Source organism: Leptospira harrisiae (assembly GCF_002811945.1).
GTDB classification, from domain to species: Bacteria; Spirochaetota; Leptospiria; order Leptospirales; family Leptospiraceae; genus Leptospira_A; species Leptospira_A harrisiae.
Genome location: NZ_NPDX01000001.1, coordinates 1,714,350 through 1,732,018 on the forward strand (window position 1 = coordinate 1,714,350; position 17,669 = coordinate 1,732,018).

At 35.8% G+C, this 17,669-nt stretch carries 14 protein-coding genes; 4 read left to right on the forward strand and 10 right to left on the reverse strand.

Features of this window, described 5'->3' with window-relative positions:
* Positions 1–10: 10 nt before the first annotated feature.
* Positions 11–487 carry an SRPBCC family protein gene (locus CH364_RS07950; protein WP_100742999.1) on the forward strand — a complete coding sequence of 159 codons (477 nt, stop codon included), beginning with the start codon at positions 11–13 and terminating at the stop codon, positions 485–487.
* On the opposite strand, the gene CH364_RS07955 is transcribed toward CH364_RS07950, so the two are convergent.
* Positions 464–919: a methylglyoxal synthase gene (locus CH364_RS07955; protein WP_243401291.1), complete on the reverse strand. Its 456-nt coding sequence runs from the start codon at positions 917–919 to the stop codon at positions 464–466. The two genes, CH364_RS07950 and CH364_RS07955, sit on opposite strands and share 24 nt — an antisense overlap.
* Before the next feature lie 51 nt (positions 920–970).
* Here CH364_RS07955 and CH364_RS07960 point away from each other — a divergent pair, with 51 nt between their 5' ends.
* Complete coding sequence (locus tag CH364_RS07960) at positions 971–1,777, forward strand: FcpA-related putative periplasmic flagellar protein (protein WP_100743000.1); 807 nt, start codon at positions 971–973, stop codon at positions 1,775–1,777.
* Here CH364_RS07960 and CH364_RS07965 read toward each other — a convergent pair.
* The 3 genes from CH364_RS07965 to miaB all read right to left on the reverse strand — a co-directional run bounded on the left by CH364_RS07965 (position 1,774) and on the right by miaB (position 5,635).
* Positions 1,774–2,604: a hypothetical protein gene (locus CH364_RS07965; protein ID WP_100787842.1), complete on the reverse strand. Its 831-nt coding sequence runs from the start codon at positions 2,602–2,604 to the stop codon at positions 1,774–1,776. The genes CH364_RS07960 and CH364_RS07965 overlap by 4 nt on opposite strands.
* A gap of 72 nt (positions 2,605–2,676) precedes the next feature.
* Positions 2,677–4,269, reverse strand: a complete 1,593-nt coding sequence (locus CH364_RS07970; RefSeq protein WP_100743002.1) for an LptF/LptG family permease — start codon at positions 4,267–4,269, stop codon at positions 2,677–2,679.
* Complete coding sequence (gene miaB, locus CH364_RS07975) at positions 4,262–5,635, reverse strand: tRNA (N6-isopentenyl adenosine(37)-C2)-methylthiotransferase MiaB (RefSeq protein WP_100743003.1); 1,374 nt, start codon at positions 5,633–5,635, stop codon at positions 4,262–4,264. The genes CH364_RS07970 and miaB overlap by 8 nt, the downstream gene beginning before the upstream one ends.
* Positions 5,636–5,698: 63 nt before the next feature.
* Here miaB and CH364_RS07980 point away from each other — a divergent pair, with 63 nt between their 5' ends.
* Positions 5,699–6,298 carry a J domain-containing protein gene (locus CH364_RS07980; RefSeq protein ID WP_100743004.1) on the forward strand — a complete coding sequence of 200 codons (600 nt, stop codon included), beginning with the start codon at positions 5,699–5,701 and terminating at the stop codon, positions 6,296–6,298.
* Here CH364_RS07980 and CH364_RS07985 read toward each other — a convergent pair.
* From CH364_RS07985 to CH364_RS07995, 3 genes are read right to left on the reverse strand one after another with little or no spacing between them, the layout of a single operon-like run.
* Positions 6,295–7,431 (reverse strand): DUF1574 domain-containing protein, encoded by a 1,137-nt coding sequence (locus CH364_RS07985; RefSeq protein ID WP_100743005.1) that lies wholly within the window; start codon positions 7,429–7,431, stop codon positions 6,295–6,297. The two genes, CH364_RS07980 and CH364_RS07985, sit on opposite strands and share 4 nt — an antisense overlap.
* A 1-nt stretch (position 7,432) precedes the next feature.
* Complete coding sequence (locus CH364_RS07990) at positions 7,433–8,857, reverse strand: MBOAT family O-acyltransferase (protein ID WP_100743006.1); 1,425 nt, start codon at positions 8,855–8,857, stop codon at positions 7,433–7,435.
* 25 nt (positions 8,858–8,882) lie between these two features.
* Positions 8,883–10,064 (reverse strand): class I SAM-dependent rRNA methyltransferase, encoded by a 1,182-nt coding sequence (locus tag CH364_RS07995; RefSeq protein ID WP_100743474.1) that lies wholly within the window; start codon positions 10,062–10,064, stop codon positions 8,883–8,885.
* 30 nt (positions 10,065–10,094) lie between these two features.
* Here CH364_RS07995 and CH364_RS08000 point away from each other — a divergent pair, with 30 nt between their 5' ends.
* Positions 10,095–12,644 carry a SpoIIE family protein phosphatase gene (locus CH364_RS08000; RefSeq protein WP_100743007.1) on the forward strand — a complete coding sequence of 850 codons (2,550 nt, stop codon included), beginning with the start codon at positions 10,095–10,097 and terminating at the stop codon, positions 12,642–12,644.
* Here the strand turns inward: CH364_RS08000 and CH364_RS08005 are convergent.
* The 3 genes from CH364_RS08005 to mfd form a co-directional block, all read right to left on the reverse strand.
* Positions 12,624–13,463, reverse strand: coding sequence for an undecaprenyl-diphosphate phosphatase (locus tag CH364_RS08005; RefSeq protein ID WP_100743008.1), 840 nt, complete (start codon positions 13,461–13,463; stop codon positions 12,624–12,626). The genes CH364_RS08000 and CH364_RS08005 overlap by 21 nt on opposite strands.
* Before the next feature lie 9 nt (positions 13,464–13,472).
* Complete coding sequence (locus tag CH364_RS08010) at positions 13,473–14,141, reverse strand: lipoprotein LipL31 (RefSeq protein WP_100743009.1); 669 nt, start codon at positions 14,139–14,141, stop codon at positions 13,473–13,475.
* 100 nt (positions 14,142–14,241) lie between these two features.
* A complete protein-coding gene (gene mfd, locus CH364_RS08015) occupies positions 14,242–17,664 on the reverse strand; it encodes a transcription-repair coupling factor (protein ID WP_100743010.1) in 3,423 nt (1,140 codons plus the stop codon).
* Between the last annotated feature and the right edge of the window lie 5 nt (positions 17,665–17,669).

Consider the following 17,669-nt stretch of genomic DNA (forward strand, 5'->3'; position numbering starts at 1 on the left):
TCTAATGAATATGAATACATTTATCTATCGATCAAAGTTTCCAATCAATAAGGAAATTCTATTTCAATTCCACGAAGAGCCGATTGGATTTCAAACCTTGGTCGGAGGGACAAAAGGAATTGAAGTCATAAAAGCTCCTAAATCATTATCAATTGGTGAAGAAGTCATTTTAAAAATCAGTATTTTACCATTTTGGAAAACTATTTGGATCGCAAAACATACTGCTTATCAAAAAAATTCATTTTTTATAGATAACCAAGAAAAGGGACCATTCCTAAAATTCCAACATACACATTTATTTTTAGATGGCCCAAAAGGGGAAAACTCGTGCATTCTATCAGATGAAATTAATATTAATTTTTATCTCTGGCCCTTGTCTCGAATATTTATATTTCCTATTCTTTGTCTAATGTTTTGGAAACGACACAACCTTACTGCAAAACACTTCGGAGTGAGTAACGAATTAATTTTTTGTCGCTATTCTTGATCCATAATCAATTAACTGTCGACTGTATTCTCTTTCCATTAAAGGTGAAGAGATTAAAAAATCAGCACTGGAACGATTACAGGCCATTGGAATATTATACAATACAGCGATTCGAAGTAAAGCTTTCACATCAGGATCATGGGGTTGAGCTGAAAGTGGATCCCAGAAAAAAACCATAAAATCAATTCCATCTTCTACAATCTTTGATCCAATTTGTTGGTCTCCTCCCAATGGACCCGAGATGAATCGAAACACAGGAAGTCCAATTTGTTCATGGATTAATTTTCCAGTAGTTCCTGTTGCCGAAAGATGGTGTTTGCTTAAAGTGCCTTTATTGTATTTTACCCAATCTAATAAATCTTCTTTGCGATTGTCATGAGCAATGAGGACGATCTTTTTTGTGATCTCCATTTTTCTTTGAATTAGTACCATAGAATGATAGTTCTTGCCAATATCTAGGATTCAAGGAAAGTTTCCCTGTAAATGAAATTTCCCATCCTATTTTTATGGATTTCTTTGATTTTCCTTGGAGCCCTTCCCATCAGTTCTAAAGAACCAAACCAGTCAACTAGCACAGAAAATCGGTTGGAATCTATCCTTCCCACCACACCAGAATCTGGATCTCCTTGGGGTGAAAATTCAGAACGATTGGATTCAATTTCTGTCCTAAACCTAGTTGATGAGAAAAATTCCCAAAAACGATGGCAAGATGCAAACAAGGAATACTCATCTGCCATAGATTATTTTGAATCTGTTAGGAAAAATATCGAAAAACGGAAAGAAGATTCCAAAAAAGAAATCTACTATGAAGACAGATATGAATGGCAAAAACAGATTCGAAAGGAAAACAAAGAAAAGGAATTTCAAAAACAACTTTTTGATTTAAGATCACAGACTGTAGGACGTTTAGTCAAAGCCATGAATGTTTTGGATAAAATAGAAAATCCAAAGGTAAAGGAAAGTGCACCTTATTTAGATTTAAAATCAGGAATCTACAGGGAGTATATCAAACACCAGGAAGCTTTCAAAAACTATCTCCAGGTCATAGATTTTACGCATAGATACATTGAACTATCTTCTAAAAATGAAAAAGAAGCGGAACCACATCGATTGCTTGCTCTCTCTTATGAAAAAATGGAACAAACTGCCCTAAGGTCAAAAAACCAAGAACTTTATTATGAATTTAAAGAACTAAAGAAAAAGCATTTATTACGTTTTGCAGAAATCCACTATGGTCGCGATTCAAAAGAATACACTACCATAGAAGAAAAGGTTGGAAGGGATTTTTAAGTAATACCGAGTTTCTTTTTTAAAGCTCTATTTTCTTCGACAAGTTCTTTAATTTCTTGTTCCGTATATTCAAAAAGTCGATCCTGGGCCCTTAGTATTTTGTCCAAGTTCATTTCTTCAATCCTAGAATAGTTTAACACTTGTTCTGTTGCCCTTTGAAGTTCCAATGCTTGTTTTAACTCTTTTTCGCGAAGTTCATCCAGTTGTTGGCTTGCTTTCACCCGGGCATGAAGTTCGATTAATTCCTGATTTTTCATATCATTCACTTTATCCAAAGCAGTGTTGATTCCCGCTTGAGAGCGTTTGACAAGTTCTTCATATTTTAAAATCGAACGAAGGGCCTCATTTTCCTTTTTGGATTCTTCATATTCTTGGTGAGCCAAACTAAAAACTCCTTCAAAAAAACCAACGTTTTCTAAACAGGAATTTCCAATATCTAAGGCTGCAGCTTTGTACGATTCGGATTGGATGGTACGGTCAAGAATCATACGAAGTTCTCTTACATGGAGGGGGTTTTCCAAGACCAAGTATTTCGAATGCCCTTCCACCATTTCTTGAATTTGGTTTACTCCATCTTCAGATGAAATCAAAATCAAAGAAACAAAAGGATTTGCCTCAAAGGAAGAAGCAACTGTTGTTTGGATTTGTTTCCATTCTGCAAGGGTGACTTGTAGGAATAAAATATGAATATCATTAGGACCAATCGTAATGCGATCCATTTCATCCAATTGCATTTGGTTGACTTGAACTTTGATCTTTGAATGTTTCCAAAGTTCTACCGGAAAGGGGCGTCCTTTAGAGATATTCCAAATATAAGAAGTTTTCAAATCAGATCTCCTGTGCCACAACTACTGATTCTATAGGACTGTAGTAAGAGGAATTTTCTAGCAAATTTTATTTTATTTAGCTTTTCGAAACCGATTTTTTACGAGTTCAATTCGCTCATCCAAAAGGTCCCGAAATCGGAAATAAAATCCCAATCGGCTACGGATGGAGTCAGGAAGTTTAGCATCAGTCCGAGAAATCATAATGTAGACGGAAAGTGTGGCAATCACAATATTTGCAGACCATGGTCCAACCCAATCGGGAACATTTTCTTTATAAGAAATCCCTGATCCGAAGATAAAAAATGCATAATAGATCAAAAGAAAAATTACAGCAAGTGTAAAACTCATTCCTTTTCCCGATCGTTTGACAACAAGACCAAGTGGAAATGACAAAAAGAAAAATATTTGGCAAGAAAGCGGAGTGGCAAACCGTTTATGAATTTCAACGTTAAACCCTGTGAGAGTTTTTTTCGATTCATTGAGTAATTCTGACAGCTGAGTGAACAGGGCAAATTTTTGAGCCATATCTTCTTGTTTACCGCTACCTGCCCCCATCAGTAGTTCATATTTAAACTGTTCGACCATTTGTTTGAGTCCACCAACTCCTTTGATCGATAAACCATACTCTTTCAAAATTTCCAAACCCGGGATATTTTCTAGTCCTTCCGATTCGATCGCATTGCGAATTTCAATGAGCATCGGTAACGAGAAAGTATCAGGTTTTACATTGATACTCATAATTTTTGTCTCTTTTTTGGCTGGAGTATTGTAATCCATTTCTCCATCCATAAAATTGGTAACTCCAATCGCATTTGTTTCCGGATCCCATTCGATCACATAACCTTTGCGGAGACGAACTGACTTTTCATACTCACCAGCTAAGTTTTTTTTCTCAACTAACAGACCTTCTTTGGCATTGATGATTTGTAACATCCGGGATCCTCCCATTGGTACAGCCAAATTATTTACCATAATAAAGTCAGTTCCATCAGCAGAAATAGCCCATTCACGGATTTGTACATTACTTAAGTTGCCTTCCGCATCAATTCCACCGGAATACATTGTTCTACCCTTTTCGGAAAAAAAATCTTGGGTTTTATCTCCAGAAAATTGGCCAGGTTGAATGGCAAGGAGTGGATTGTATGTAGCAATCCAGTTATCAAAATCTTTCATCTTACGAGTGTTTTCTGGTCCTAGATAAAAATTCAAATAACCAACAATCAAGGTCATTAGAAAACCAAATACTAGGAAGTTGGAATAAATATATGGAAAAGAAACGCCCGAAGCCCGCATGGCGGTAATTTCAGAATCTCCCGACAATCGACCTGCTGCCATAATGCCAGACATAAGGCAGGCCATGGGAATCGTCATAGGAAGAGTATTGCCAAAAACATACCCCATATAGTCCAATAACCTAAAAAAATCTACACTCTTTCCGACAAAGAGTCCTATCATTTTCTGAATGGCCACCGCCATATAAATCATTGTAAAAAAAGAAAGAGCAACAAGGAACGGGCTTAAAATTTCTTTGAGTATGTAGATTCTTAGAATCGAAGGTTTAAATCGTTTCCATTTACCTAAACGATCTGTATCCACCATAAAATCAGGTGGTAAGTCATCTTTTGAAAAGACTCTTACAGTTCGTAGATCAACTTGTTTAGCCAACGAGTTTACCTTTCAATGTTGCGCTCGTTGCTGATTCAACTAAAACCTTAACTGTTTTTCCAATCCAATTTTCTGGATTTGTAGAAGAGCCTTCCGGAATTGGAAAAACGATCATTCGGCCACAATGAGATCGACCACAAAACTCAAGTTTTGATTTTTTAGAAGTATTTTCAACTAACACAGAAAATTCGGTACCAATCTTTGACTGATTTTTTTCAAGAGAAATTTTTGTTTGTAATTCAACAAGTTCAATGAGTCGTTTACTTTTTACTTCTTCCGGAACATCATCAATAAATTTCCGTTTTGCAATCGTACCTTCTCTTTCCGAGTATTTAAACATATATGACATATCAAACTTAACTTTTTTGACAACTTCCAAAGTTTCCTGAAACTCTTCTTCTGTTTCCCCTGGAAAACCTACAATAATATCAGAAGTGATACCAATATCAGGAATTCTACTTTGTATGCTAGCTACCAAATCCAAATACTCTTCTTTAGTGTAACTTCTTTTCATGTCACGTAGTACTTTGGAACTTCCCGCTTGCAAAGGCATATGGATTTGTGAAGAAAAACGTTCTTCCTTTGCCATAAGAGAAATTAGGTGATCCGGAAAATCTTTGGGATGCGGACTTGTAAACCGCACACGTTCCACAGTTGTCTCAGCCAAGATCTTTTCCACGAGACCACAGAAATCTGTACTTTCAAAGGAATAACTATTCACGTTTTGGCCAAGTAAGGTAATTTGTTTTACACCCATAGCCTCTAGTTGTTGGATTTCTGTGATGATGGAACCTGGTTCACGACTTCGCTCTCTTCCTCTCGTATATGGAACCACACAAAAAGTACAAAAATTATTACAACCCCGCATAATGGTAACAAATGCTTGGATTCCATTTACTACCTTTGGTTCCAATTCATCATAAGTCTCTGTTCGAGAAAGACGTGTTAGCTGAACATCACGTTCTCCACCTCGAATTTTTTGGATCAATTCCGGTAAGGTTCGGTAATTATCTGGTCCAACGATAAGATCGAGAGGAAGTTCTTGATGAAATAAATCTTCCCCTAAGTTCTGTGCCATACAACCAAGAACTCCAATCACCAAGTTGGGATTTTTTTTCTTTAAATAACCCAAGGACTGCAATCTACCATAAATTTTTGCATGGGCATTTTCGCGGACTGCGCAGGTATTCAGAAAAATAATATCACTGTCTTCTACCGATTCCGTAGTTTCATATTTCTCTTTTCGAAAGAGTTCCTTTACGATCCCAGTATCGTATTCGTTCATTTGGCACCCGTAGGTTTCCACATAGACCTTTCCGAGTTGGATTGCGTCTGTGGTTGGGGTTTCAGTCAGGGATAGGTTCATAATGATATGTTTTTCCAGAAAATTTCCTTGTAAAGCAAAGAAGATGGGTACGAAAAGGTGTATATGGCTTCAACCAAACGCGAAACATTTTATGAAATTCTGGGTGTGACCAAGGAATCCACAGAGGAAACCATTGAAGCCATATACCGAAAGGAATTGGAATTTTGGGAGCGGTTGCAAGGACCTGGAAGTCCAGAAGCCAGGGACAAAATTCTTGAACTGACAAAGGCCTATATAACCCTCAGTGATCCCAAAAAAAGAAAAGAATACAATGCAGAACTCGATTTCGAATTTGTCCTTTTGGATGGAAAGGCAAAGGATCCAGAAATGGAAGAGGCCTACGACCAGTACCGCCTAAACCATAATAAAAGTTACCAAGAAATCCTAGGTGAATTTACGAGGTTCCGCGAGGAAATGGGAGACACACTCTGGATCCTAAAAAAAACCACGATATACATGGTTTTAAATCTACTTGTGTATTCAGGATTTGTTCTTTTTCATTCGCTTCTCATGGAATCGCCTGAGAATGAAAAATCCTGGTTGGACACAGCCTCTGGTTGGAGTACCGGAATTTTTCTTGGATTCAGTGCGATCGGTTACCTCTTCTTTCGTTTTCGCTTTCTAAACAAAGAATTAGCGAAACGAAAAGAGAGTCGGAACTAATGAACTGGTTTTGGAAATAGAATTGGTAAAAGATTCGGAAAACAAGCTCCACTCAGATGAAGAGAATCCACAAAATCTTTGCAAACCCATCGGGGATCAACATTAGGATCAACGACTGTGAATTTGGAGTTGGGAACTTTCTGTGCATTTTCCACTGCTTTTAAAATTTCGGCATTGAAATTTTCTAAGAGACCATCTCTAGACATACGCTTTCTAAGAGCATCTGAAACAGCAGGAAAATAAATAAATACAGGAATACCGGTTCCTTTTAAGCGATCTAACATCTTCTTAAAAAAATAGATTTGTGTAGGTGCAAGGGACTGGCCACGTAAATACTGGTTATACATTGCTTCAGCATCTCTTTCTAAAAAAACATCCATATTAGCAAATTTGATTTCGTTAGGAAGGGCACCAAATTTCACTCGATTGACCATTTTAATTTTATCGATATAATTGCGTTTGTGATCTTTGCCAGTAATCCCCACTGACATACCAGGGAAAAAACCAACTTCAATTTCTTTGTTGTTAGCTTTAATTGCAGTTGGGTCTAGCGGGTATTTATATAATGCAAAAAGTTTCTTCAAAAAATATATTTCGACTTCGTCTGCAGAAAATCCTTTTGCATTGATTAACCAAGGATTTTTAGATTTTGTTCTGTATAAATCAATCTGACTTAAAACATAACCATTATCATACGATCCATTTAATGAATAATCAATGGCTGATTGTGAAAACAAAAGCGGGTCCACTTCAATTAATACGTAACGCAATGGAAGTTTTGAAGCTAGAGTTCGTTCTAACCAATATGCTTGAAAACTAGGTGGGCCAAACGGAGCTGCAAAATTAAAGGTATTTGTATTCGGAAAAAAAGATTCCAACATATCGGAATCAAATTCACCGGAACGGGAACTTCCTAAAATTAAACCAATTTGTCTGGAAGGATTCTTTTGTTGCTCCGCAAGCATTACTTCAAAAAGGTCTTCCTTTAATTCATAAAACTTTCTTTCAATTTTTTTCCAACTATAGGTGTTTTCTACAATTACCGGTAAAAAAAATATTTTATCCAAAAGAAATAAGGACACTGCCAATAGGATCGGATACAAAACGACTGGAAATTTAAATTTAAAATTCATATTAAAATTGGAAGTATATAAACTCCGTTCCTCCTGGAGCAAGGTAACCTAACAATATGGTGACAACCAATGAAAACACCAATAGAAAACTGAGTGAAGTCTTTGTAGACCATCCTTCTCTAGGAAAACTAGGTTTCGTTTGTAAGTAGTTAAGCAAAAAAGTAAGAATTAAACTATAAACAATTAGTTCCAGTTTATTCGTCCGTTCGCCAGAAGCTCCAGTGAAAGCCCTTCCATACATTGTGAGTGCATTGTGGACGCTGGGAGCATTAAAAAAGGAAATTGTGAATACAAAAAAGCAAAAAGCATAAACTACACCCAAAACCTGTTTCCAATAAGGAACCAATGCATTTTTGTCCGGTTTACGAATTACCTCCCATTTCCTTTCAATACTCAACATCAATCCATGTAAAAAACCCCAAATGATGAATGTAAAGTTGGCTCCATGCCAAAATCCAGCAAGTGTAAAGGTTACTATTAAATTAAAATAACCTCTGTATTCAGAAACTCTCGATCCACCTAATGGAAAATAAATATAATCCTTGATCCATGTAGCAAGTGTCATATGCCAACGAGTCCAAAGTTCACGGACAGAGCGAGAGAGATAAGGTGCATGGAAGTTTTCGGGTAAGTTAATACCTAAAAGTTTTCCAAGCCCTCTAGCTAAATCCGTATACCCACTAAAATCGCAAAATACCCTTGCCGCATAACCAAACCATGCGATGAAATTCGTAAGGCCATCATATTGTTCAGGATTTTGGAAAATAGGTTCAATCACAGGTGACAAATTGTCCGCAATCACAACTTTCTTTAATAAACCAAGAAAAACTAAATAGTATCCTTCAAAAAGCTGTTCTTTCTTTGCGTTCCATACCTCTAACTGAAAGAAGAATTCCCCATGACGAACAATTGGCCCTGCGACCAACTGAGGAAAGAAAAAGATAAAAAGAGCAAACTGGAAAAAGTTTGGATTCTCCTCGGCAGTCCCTCTTTTGATATCAATTGTGTATGCGACCATTTGAAATGTATAAAAACTGATAGCAAGAGGAAGAGTGATGGAATCAACTCCGAACTGGGAATTTAAAAAACTCTGAATGGATTCAGGCGCAAAAAATAAACTTCCAGTGAGTTGGAAAATCAAAGCCCAAAGGAAATAAAAATACTTAAACAAAAATAAATTTCCGAAATTTACAAAAAGAGAAACTGGATACCAGATCGAAGATTTGTTTTTTAGGATTTGTTTATTAAATATATGGTTTAACAAAACAATCGCTAAAAAGTGAAAGGCAAAAGGGATCGACCATGCTGCGTAAAATGCAAATGAGGCCAAAAACAAAAATCCCAACCGGAATTTGCCGCGAAATATCCAGTGCAAACAATACACGACAAGAAAAAACAAAAGAAAACTAAGGGAAGTAAATTTCATTTTAAGATTTCACCAATGTAAAAGATCATGTATCTCCATCAACCTGAATCATAAGGCCTTTTAAGTATTCTCCTTCGGGATGAAAGACAGAATAACCATGGTCCGGACTTTGGGTAAGGTGGTGCAAAATTCTAACTCTCTTTTTGGCATCCTTTGCAGCACCGAAAACAATTTTTTTGAATAGATCAAAAGAAATATGCTGTGAACAGGAAAAAGTAAAAATAAGACCACCTGTTTTTATTTTAGACATTGCCCTCATGTTGATATCTTTGTAACCTCGGCTTGCCTGATTGACAGTTGCAATACTTTTGGTAAATGCGGGAGGATCCAAAATAATCAGATCGTAAAAATTGGAATCCATATTCTTTAAATAATCAAAACTATCCAAAACTAAACTTTTATGTTTTTCAGGAGAATTTTTTAACTGAATTCCATTTAAATCCAAGTTTCTTTCACAAAGTTCTATGGCTTGTTTTGAAATATCTAAACTATGGACCGTTTTTGCCCCAGCTAACAATGCATAAACTGAAAATGCCCCAGAATAAGAAAAAGTATTTAATACAATTCTGTCTTTTGCATACCGAGATACCAGAGCCCGATTGTCTCTTTGATCTAAGAAAAATCCTGTTTTTTGTCCCTTCGTAATGTCTGCGATAAATTTGATTCCATGTTCCGAAAATTCAGGTTCCTTTTCTGAACCAGTATGAAAAATGAAATCCAAACCTGATTTATCATCTGGTTTTTCTAACCTTTCTAAAATGGTTTTGAAACCTTTTTGATATAAAAATGAAACTAAAGTATCGCATAAAGTTCTTGCACCAGGAGTTTTAAGTTGCATAACAGCTGTTTCATGATAACAATCAACAACGATCCCAGGTATACCATCTCCTTCCGAATGAAAAAGTCGAAACCCATTCGTATCTTTTGGAAGGAGCGCCATTTTGGACTGGAAGATTGTATTCCAATTTTTGGTCCAATAAGATTCTTCACTTCCATTTTCCAATTCATCAAAAGAGAACAGACGAATGCGAATTTGACTTTTCGGATCATAATGTCCCCATGCCAAAAATGCACCTGATGAAGATTCCACACGCACAATGGAACCAGAAGGCAATCCATTTTCTCCTGAAGCAATGGCTCCCGAAAAAATCCAAGGATGAAAATTTAATACAGCTTTTTCTTTATTCTTTTTTAATCGAATGACCATTTTGAATCCATTTGGAAACATTACAGAGTTATGAACGTTCAAGTTCGTTTATATATGATAAAATCAATTTTCATTTTTCTTGTCTTTTCTTTTTCCCTACTCCACTCACAAACATTCACAAATTCTACTACAAAACCCGATGGTTCCGGCATTGTCTCACTTGATACAATACCAAACAATCCAGATACTTTATGGTTCATGAGTGAAGAGGATCTTACTGAAGCAGAGATACAATCATTATCAGAATCAAATTTCAATACTAAGGTGTGGAAACAAATTGCAGTTCCCGGAAATCTTTATACTAATAAAGAAGATTATGCAGATAAAAAAATTGTTACCTTGGCAAAATGGATTCAATTTCCTTTAGACCATTCAACTCAGTATAGTTTTCGGCTAGGAGTCATTAATGACCGCGACCGTACCTATTTAAATGGAAAGTTTATCGGAGGAACGGGGGAATGGAATGCAACGGAACCACAGGCTTACGATAAATTACGTTTCTACAATATTCCATCAGAATTCATACATTATGGAAAAAAGAATTTACTTTTGATTAAAATTCAACCGTATTTTGGAAATTCCGGAGGAATTGAACAAGACGAAACTTCACTGGGTCCCACAAATAAAGTTAATGCAAGGTTTTATAAAGACGAGTTTATTAAGTTACTTTTTTTAACCATTTATTCTACTGTAGGCGGTTATTTTCTCTTTTTGTTCATTCGAAGAAGAAAAGACAGAGAGAATTTATTCTTTGCCTTATTTTCTTTCTCATTCGTAGTTTATAATTTTCTAAGAAACCAACTTAAGTATGAATTTGCATTTTCATTTTTAGAAATGAAAAAGTTGGAATACATGACTATTCTTTTACTCATACCGTTTATGTATCATTTTCTGCGCACTTTATTCGAAGAAAAATACAATGTTCTAGGTAAAATTTTAGATGTGCTGCAACTTTTTTGTTTTTTATATTTTGCTTTTACTCAAAATATAGAAACATTCAGTTTTTTACTGACTAATTTTGTTCAACCAACCTGGTTACTTTATGTCGTTTTGATTTTCGTAATTCTTTTTAAAAATTTAAGAAAAAAAGAAAGAAGAGCCGTATATATTACGATTGGAATCACAATCGTACTTTTTGCAGCAGTTGTTGATACAGCAACAAATCGTAACTATTGGGTGTTCCCACGAATCATGGGTTATACTTTTCTTGTTTTTAATATTTCCCTTGCCATCATCCTTGCGAATTCCTTTGTAAAATTAAATGAGGAAGTTGAAGACTTAAATAAAAACTTAGAAAAAAAAGTTGAAGAACGAACGGATGCATTAAATGAATCACTCAATCAATTACAAATCCTCAAAGAAAAACAAGATGGAGATTATTTTTTAACTTCGTTACTCATTCAACCTTTGGCTCGCATCGACAATCAGATTCCAGAAATTCAAATTGAAACTTATGTGAACCAAAAGAAAAAATTTCACTTTCGAGGGAAAGACGGAGAAATCGGCGGCGACATTTGTATCGTAGGAACTGTTCATCTTGAATTAGGAGAATTTACAGTTTTTGCCAATGGCGATGCAATGGGAAAATCAATTCAGGGTGCAGGTGGTGCTTTGGTTTTAGGTGTTGTTTTTCAGGCTGTCCTCTCCCGAGCTAAGTCAAGTTATACGAAATCTAGACCTCCTGAACTTTGGTTAAAAGATTTATATGTAGAACTCCAATCTGTTTTTGTTAGTTTTGATGGTTCCATGTTGTCTAGTGTTGTATTAGGTATGGTGGGAAAAGATGGGTTTGTGTATTATATCAATGCAGAACACCCATGGAGTATATTATATAGAGATGGAGTTGCCTCCTTCATTGAAACAGAACTTTCAATGAGAAAGTTGGGATTTCCAAAAAATGACCATTACTTTCAGACCAAAACCTTCCAACTAGAACCAGGTGATACCTTACTCATTGGATCAGATGGAAGAGATGACATAGGATTTTTCCAAGAAGAAAATTCAATTCGTACAATCAATGAGGATGAAACATTAATTTTAAGGTTTGTAGAACGTTCAAAAACAGAACTTTCTGATTTAGTTCATGAAATTGAAATGAGTGGAGAAATTACAGACGATTTATCATTTCTGAAAATCCATTACTCGCCAGTCAACAGACGAATGTCACTTCCCGATTTTGTTAAAAAAGAATACCTTGAGATCAAGTCAAAATCAAAACAAGGTGAATACCAAAACGCATTGGAACAATTACAACAGTTAATGGAAAAATTTTCGCATCCGAATTTTTATGCATTCGCAGGGAAATTACAATACCAGCTTAAAAACTGGAAAGATGCCATTCAAAATCTAAAACTGGCTACAAAAGAAAATCCAATGAGAGAAGACTATATCTTTATGACGGCAAATGCGTTACATAAAAATAACCAACCACAGGAAGCAGTGATTTGGTGTGAACGTTTGTTTTTGAGAAATAAGTTTCACAAGCAGAACACAAAATTGTTCCTGTATCTGCTTGATTTAACAAAGAATATAGACAAAAAAGAATTTTATTTAGAGTTTTTAAGCACGAACAAAGTATAAAACGACAAGAATTCCAAGTAAAATTCGGTATATTCCAAATGATAAAAAACTCCTTCTTCGAATGAATGCCATAAACAAACGAATGATAAAGTAACAAATCACAAAGGATATTATACTTCCAAAAAACAGAAGCCCAATCGTTTCCGAATTCAATATGGCCCTATGTTTGTAAAGTTTGTATATGCCTGCTAGTGTTAATACAGGAATTGCCAGAAAAAACGAAAACTCAGCCGAATCTTTTTTAGAAACTTTTAATACCCGTGCAGTGATGATGGTTGCAGCAGATCTTGAAACACCAGGGATCAATGCAAAACATTGAAAGAAACCAACTAAAATGGATTCTTTTATACCAATGGGACGACCGTCTCCTTCATCATAATGTTTTACTTCAACAAATACCATAATCAACCCACCAACGAACCAAGAAAGTCCGAGAATGAGAAGAAGATCTGGCCTCATCTTAATTTGATCTAAAGTATTTTTGAAAACAAAACCAAGGACAAGTATAGGAAGGATACCAATGATTAAATTACGGTAAAATTCAAACCCCGATTTGTCATCTGTGGATTTGGAAAGAAACTGAAAGGTGGATTTCGTATGTTTCCATAAAACTTGAAAATATAAAACAACTACTGAAAGGATAGCACCTGTTTGAATAAATATATCGAACAGATCTTCAAAAGCTTCATGATCAACTTTCAAATTTTCAAAAGGGAAAAAATAACTGAAGAGAAAAAGGTGTCCTGTAGAGGAAACTGGTAGGAATTCCGTGGCAGCTTCAATGATGCCACGGAGAAACGCGTTTAAAGTATTGTCCATTCCGACTTTTTATTTTTTGTCAGCTGAATCTTCCACTTTTTTCTTTGGTGCAAGGTAGGCATCCAAATCAAATTTATCATTACGTTTGATGGTTACTTCTTCTTTAATTCTTTCTACTACTAAAGGAAGTTGTTCTCTTGTTTGTAATTGTTTGATTTGTGCTTTTGCAAAAGTAAGGCATTTATCAATTGTTAGGTTTGCAATATTTCGATCCAATCCACGTAATCTTTCACATTCTGCCTTTGCTTGCTCATCTGTGATTTGGATTTTTTTCTCAACTTGTTCAGAAACATACATCTGTGCAATGGTTTGCATTTCTACTTGTTTGATTACTTCTGCAACGTCAGGACGTGAAATATATCCGTTTTTCTCTGCCACAAGGCGAGTCATGATCATCTGGCGGTAAGTTTGGTAGAAATTTTTCTTTTGTAATTGGTAGTTAAGATCTTGGAAGTTTTGTGGAACCTCGTTGATGTCTTTTTCGATGAACTCCAAAAGGGTTTTCTTTTCGATATTTTGCAAGCGGCTGATCGAATCTAGAGCTGTATCGTAAGCGGCTTCAAAGTCTTTTACGGTAATTTTATGGTTATCCAAAGTTTCGATGACGGGCGATGAGTCCGAACACTGAACGAGGAAAAGGGATGCCAAAAAAACAAACAAAGGAAGGATTTTAGTCATATTATTTTAGTGCCTGAAAGGATTTGTGATGATGGTTTCGTGAATTCCCGCAATGTCCATCCTTTTTTAGCCGAAGTAGATTGAATCTATTGCCTAAAAATTAAGCGGCCAAAAATTCCAATAGAGAAAGCAATTTTTTGATTTTTTGAAGGTCTTCCCGCTCTGGAATCGTATAACGCAATACAGATGGCTCTTGCGGTGAAATCAGTAGACCTTTGAATTTCGCCATTGCTTGAATCACCCGGTCTGGATTTCCCCGAAAATAGGTTCCACATTTAAATAAAATTTCTTCCGGCTTTTCGGTCACAAACTCAAATCCTAAATTAGAAGCCAAAGTTCGAATTTTCTCCAATTCCACGAAGGTTTTTGCAATTTGTGGAAGTTCGCCAAATCTGTCTTCCATCTCAAGAGAGAGTTCTTCAATTTCATCCAAATTCGCAGAACCTTCGAAACGTTTATAAAATTCAATTTTCTGTTTTGTATCAGGGATATAATCATCGGGAAGGTAAAAATTGGTTTTTAAATTGACTGCAGTACGAACTTCCACTCGCACTTCCTCCCCTTTGATCCGTGAAATTGCCTCTTCCAACATTTTCACATAAAGATCAAATCCTACTTCCATAATATCGCCTGATTGTTCTTTACCTAAAAGATTTCCTGCTCCACGAATTTCTAAGTCACGCATCGCCACTTTAAAGCCCGAACCTAACTCTTGGTATTCGAAGATCGTATTTAAACGTTTTTCAGCAAGTTCAGTCATTAATTTTTTGGAAGGATAAAACATATATGCATAAGCTTTTCTGTCGGAACGACCCACACGTCCCCGGATTTGATACAACTGTGAAAGACCAAACATATCCGCTCGTTTAACAATGAGTGTATTGACATTGGGCATATCAATTCCGGATTCAATGATTGTAGTTGTGACTAAAATATCATATTTTCTTTCGTAAAAATCCACTAAAGTTTCTTCAATTTCATCCTCTGTCAACTGTCCATGAAGAATCCCCACAGAAATTTCCGGTACCAAAGAACGAATGTAAGCTGCTTCTTCTTCAATCGACTCAACTCGGTTATAAAGATAAAATACTTGTCCCCCTCTCTCAATTTCCTTCCGGATTGCTTCTTGGATCAGAGTATCATCTTCTTCTAATACATAGGTTTCTACACTTTGCCGATTTTTTGGAGCTGTAGAAATAATAGATAACTCTCGAATTCCTGTGAGGGCCATGTGCAGAGTTCTTGGAATCGGTGTTGCTGTTAAGGTCAAAACATCGACTAGATTTTTAAATTTCTTAATTGCCTCTTTGTGAGTCACACCAAACTTTTGTTCTTCATCGATGATAAGAAGACCTAAGTTTTTTGGTTTTACCTTGGAAGATAAAATTGCATGTGTACCGATGAGCATATCAATTTTACCTTCTGAAAAATTCTTTAGATCTTCTCGAATTTCAGCTGCCGAACGAAACCGCGAAACAAATGCAATTTTTACCGGATAATTTTCATAACGTTGTTTGAAAGTATTAAAATGTTGTAATGAAAGAATGGTGGTTGGAGTAAGAAGCATTACTTGTTTCCCAGCCATGATCACTTTGAACGCAGCACGTATAGCTACTTCTGTTTTCCCGTATCCAACGTCGCCACAAACCAAACGGTCCATTGGTCTTGCGGATTCTAAATCTTGTTTCACAGATTCAATGGCAGATATTTGGTCTGGAGTTTCTTCAAATTCAAAAGCAGCTTCAAATTCTTCCTGCCAAATGGTGTCTGGCGGAAAGGCAAACCCATTTAGTTTCATACGATTTGAATAAAGTAACACTAGTTCTTCAGCAAGTTTATCAACTGACTCCTGGACTCGGTCTTTTGCCTTTTTCCAAGAATTTTTTCCAAGGGTGTCAAGTTTAGGAGAATCTGTCCCTCCTATGTATTTTTGAACTAAAGATATTTGATCGAGAGGGACAAATAAACTATCACCACCAGCATATTCTAATTTAAGAAAATCCCTTTCTTTTCCATCAGCTTTCGTCCTTTCAATTTTAACAAACCGACCCACACCATGGTTGACATGTACAACGTAATCACCTTCTTTTAAATCAATAAAAGATTCGATCATTTGTGAGGCTTGTTTTTTATAACGAGTTTTTCTTTTGTACTGACGACCGAACAAATCATTATCAGTAAAAATATAAACCTGATCTTCTAATACATGGAACCCACGTTTGAGATCAGAAATGACTAAATGAATTCCAGGATTCACAGAATTAAGTGGAAGTGGCAACGGATCTTCCGATTCGGAATGAACAGTTTCTATTTCATTCTCAGAAAATAATCCTTTTAATCGCATCATCTGTGCTGAAAAAGAGGATGTAATAAAAATTTTATTATTTGGATCTTCAGTTAATAATTCTAAAAAATACTCTTTTGCTTCGCGGATTTTACCGCGAAACCCCCTAACCTCCGTAATTGGTTCATAAGAGAAATTTTTCTGATTGTCTGGTAAAAGCGAAAAACGAATTCCTGTAGTATCCTCTGAAGTTAAGGTTTTCCACTCTTCTTCAAAAGATAACAAATCATCTGGTTTTAAACAAAGTGCCTCTTCTTTTTTTTTCTCAAAAAGAGTATTATATTCTCTTTCCATTCCATAAGAGCGTTCTTTGGTATCAAAATATCTTGGAAAAATAACTATCGGTTTATTGGGAAAAAAATTCAAGAAACCTTCGTGGTTTCGGACTAAAGGCAAATGTTCTTCGATGATTTCCAGTTCCGAATCAATGGGAAGTCGTCTTTCTTTATGTAACGCTAAAATTTCCTGATATTTTGTTTTTTCCTCACGGCTAACAATAGTTTCATTTGCAGCAGTAATTACAATTTCTTGAATTTTTGCTATGGACTTTTGAGTATTAGGATCAAATGTTCGAATTTCATCGACAGTATCTCCAAAAAAATCAATCCGAACAGGATTTGCCAAATATGGTGTATAAATATCCAAAATCCCACCTTTTAAACTAAAGTGACCAAACTGTTCACAAACCTCTTCCCTGTGGTAACCTAAATTAACCAACTCTAATAACAACTTATCTAATGGAAAATCCTTTCCCAATTTTAAAGAAATTGATTTTCCTTTTAAACTTTCTTTTACAGGAAGTTTCCGTAAAAGCGCAGATACAGAAGTAACCACCAAACAACGATTACCTGAAAGAATTCGATTGATGGTCAGAATCCGATCCCGTTTCCATTCCATTTGCCATTTGGTATATTCATAAGGAATGTTTTCAGGGCCTGGAAAATAGAAAATTTCCTCCTGTGGTAAAAAACTAAGAAGTTCGCGCGAAAAACTCTCTGCATCTTGGTTGGTTGGTAATACTACTAAAAAAGTCGATTCAGACTTAAGTGTTTCGTATAAGGAACTAGTGACAAAAGAATGTGCCGATTCTGGAATTCCACTTATATTGACTAATGATGTTTTTAGTTCAGCTAAAACAAGTTTCGGAGTGAATTTACGATCTTCTATTTCTTTGGACATGTATA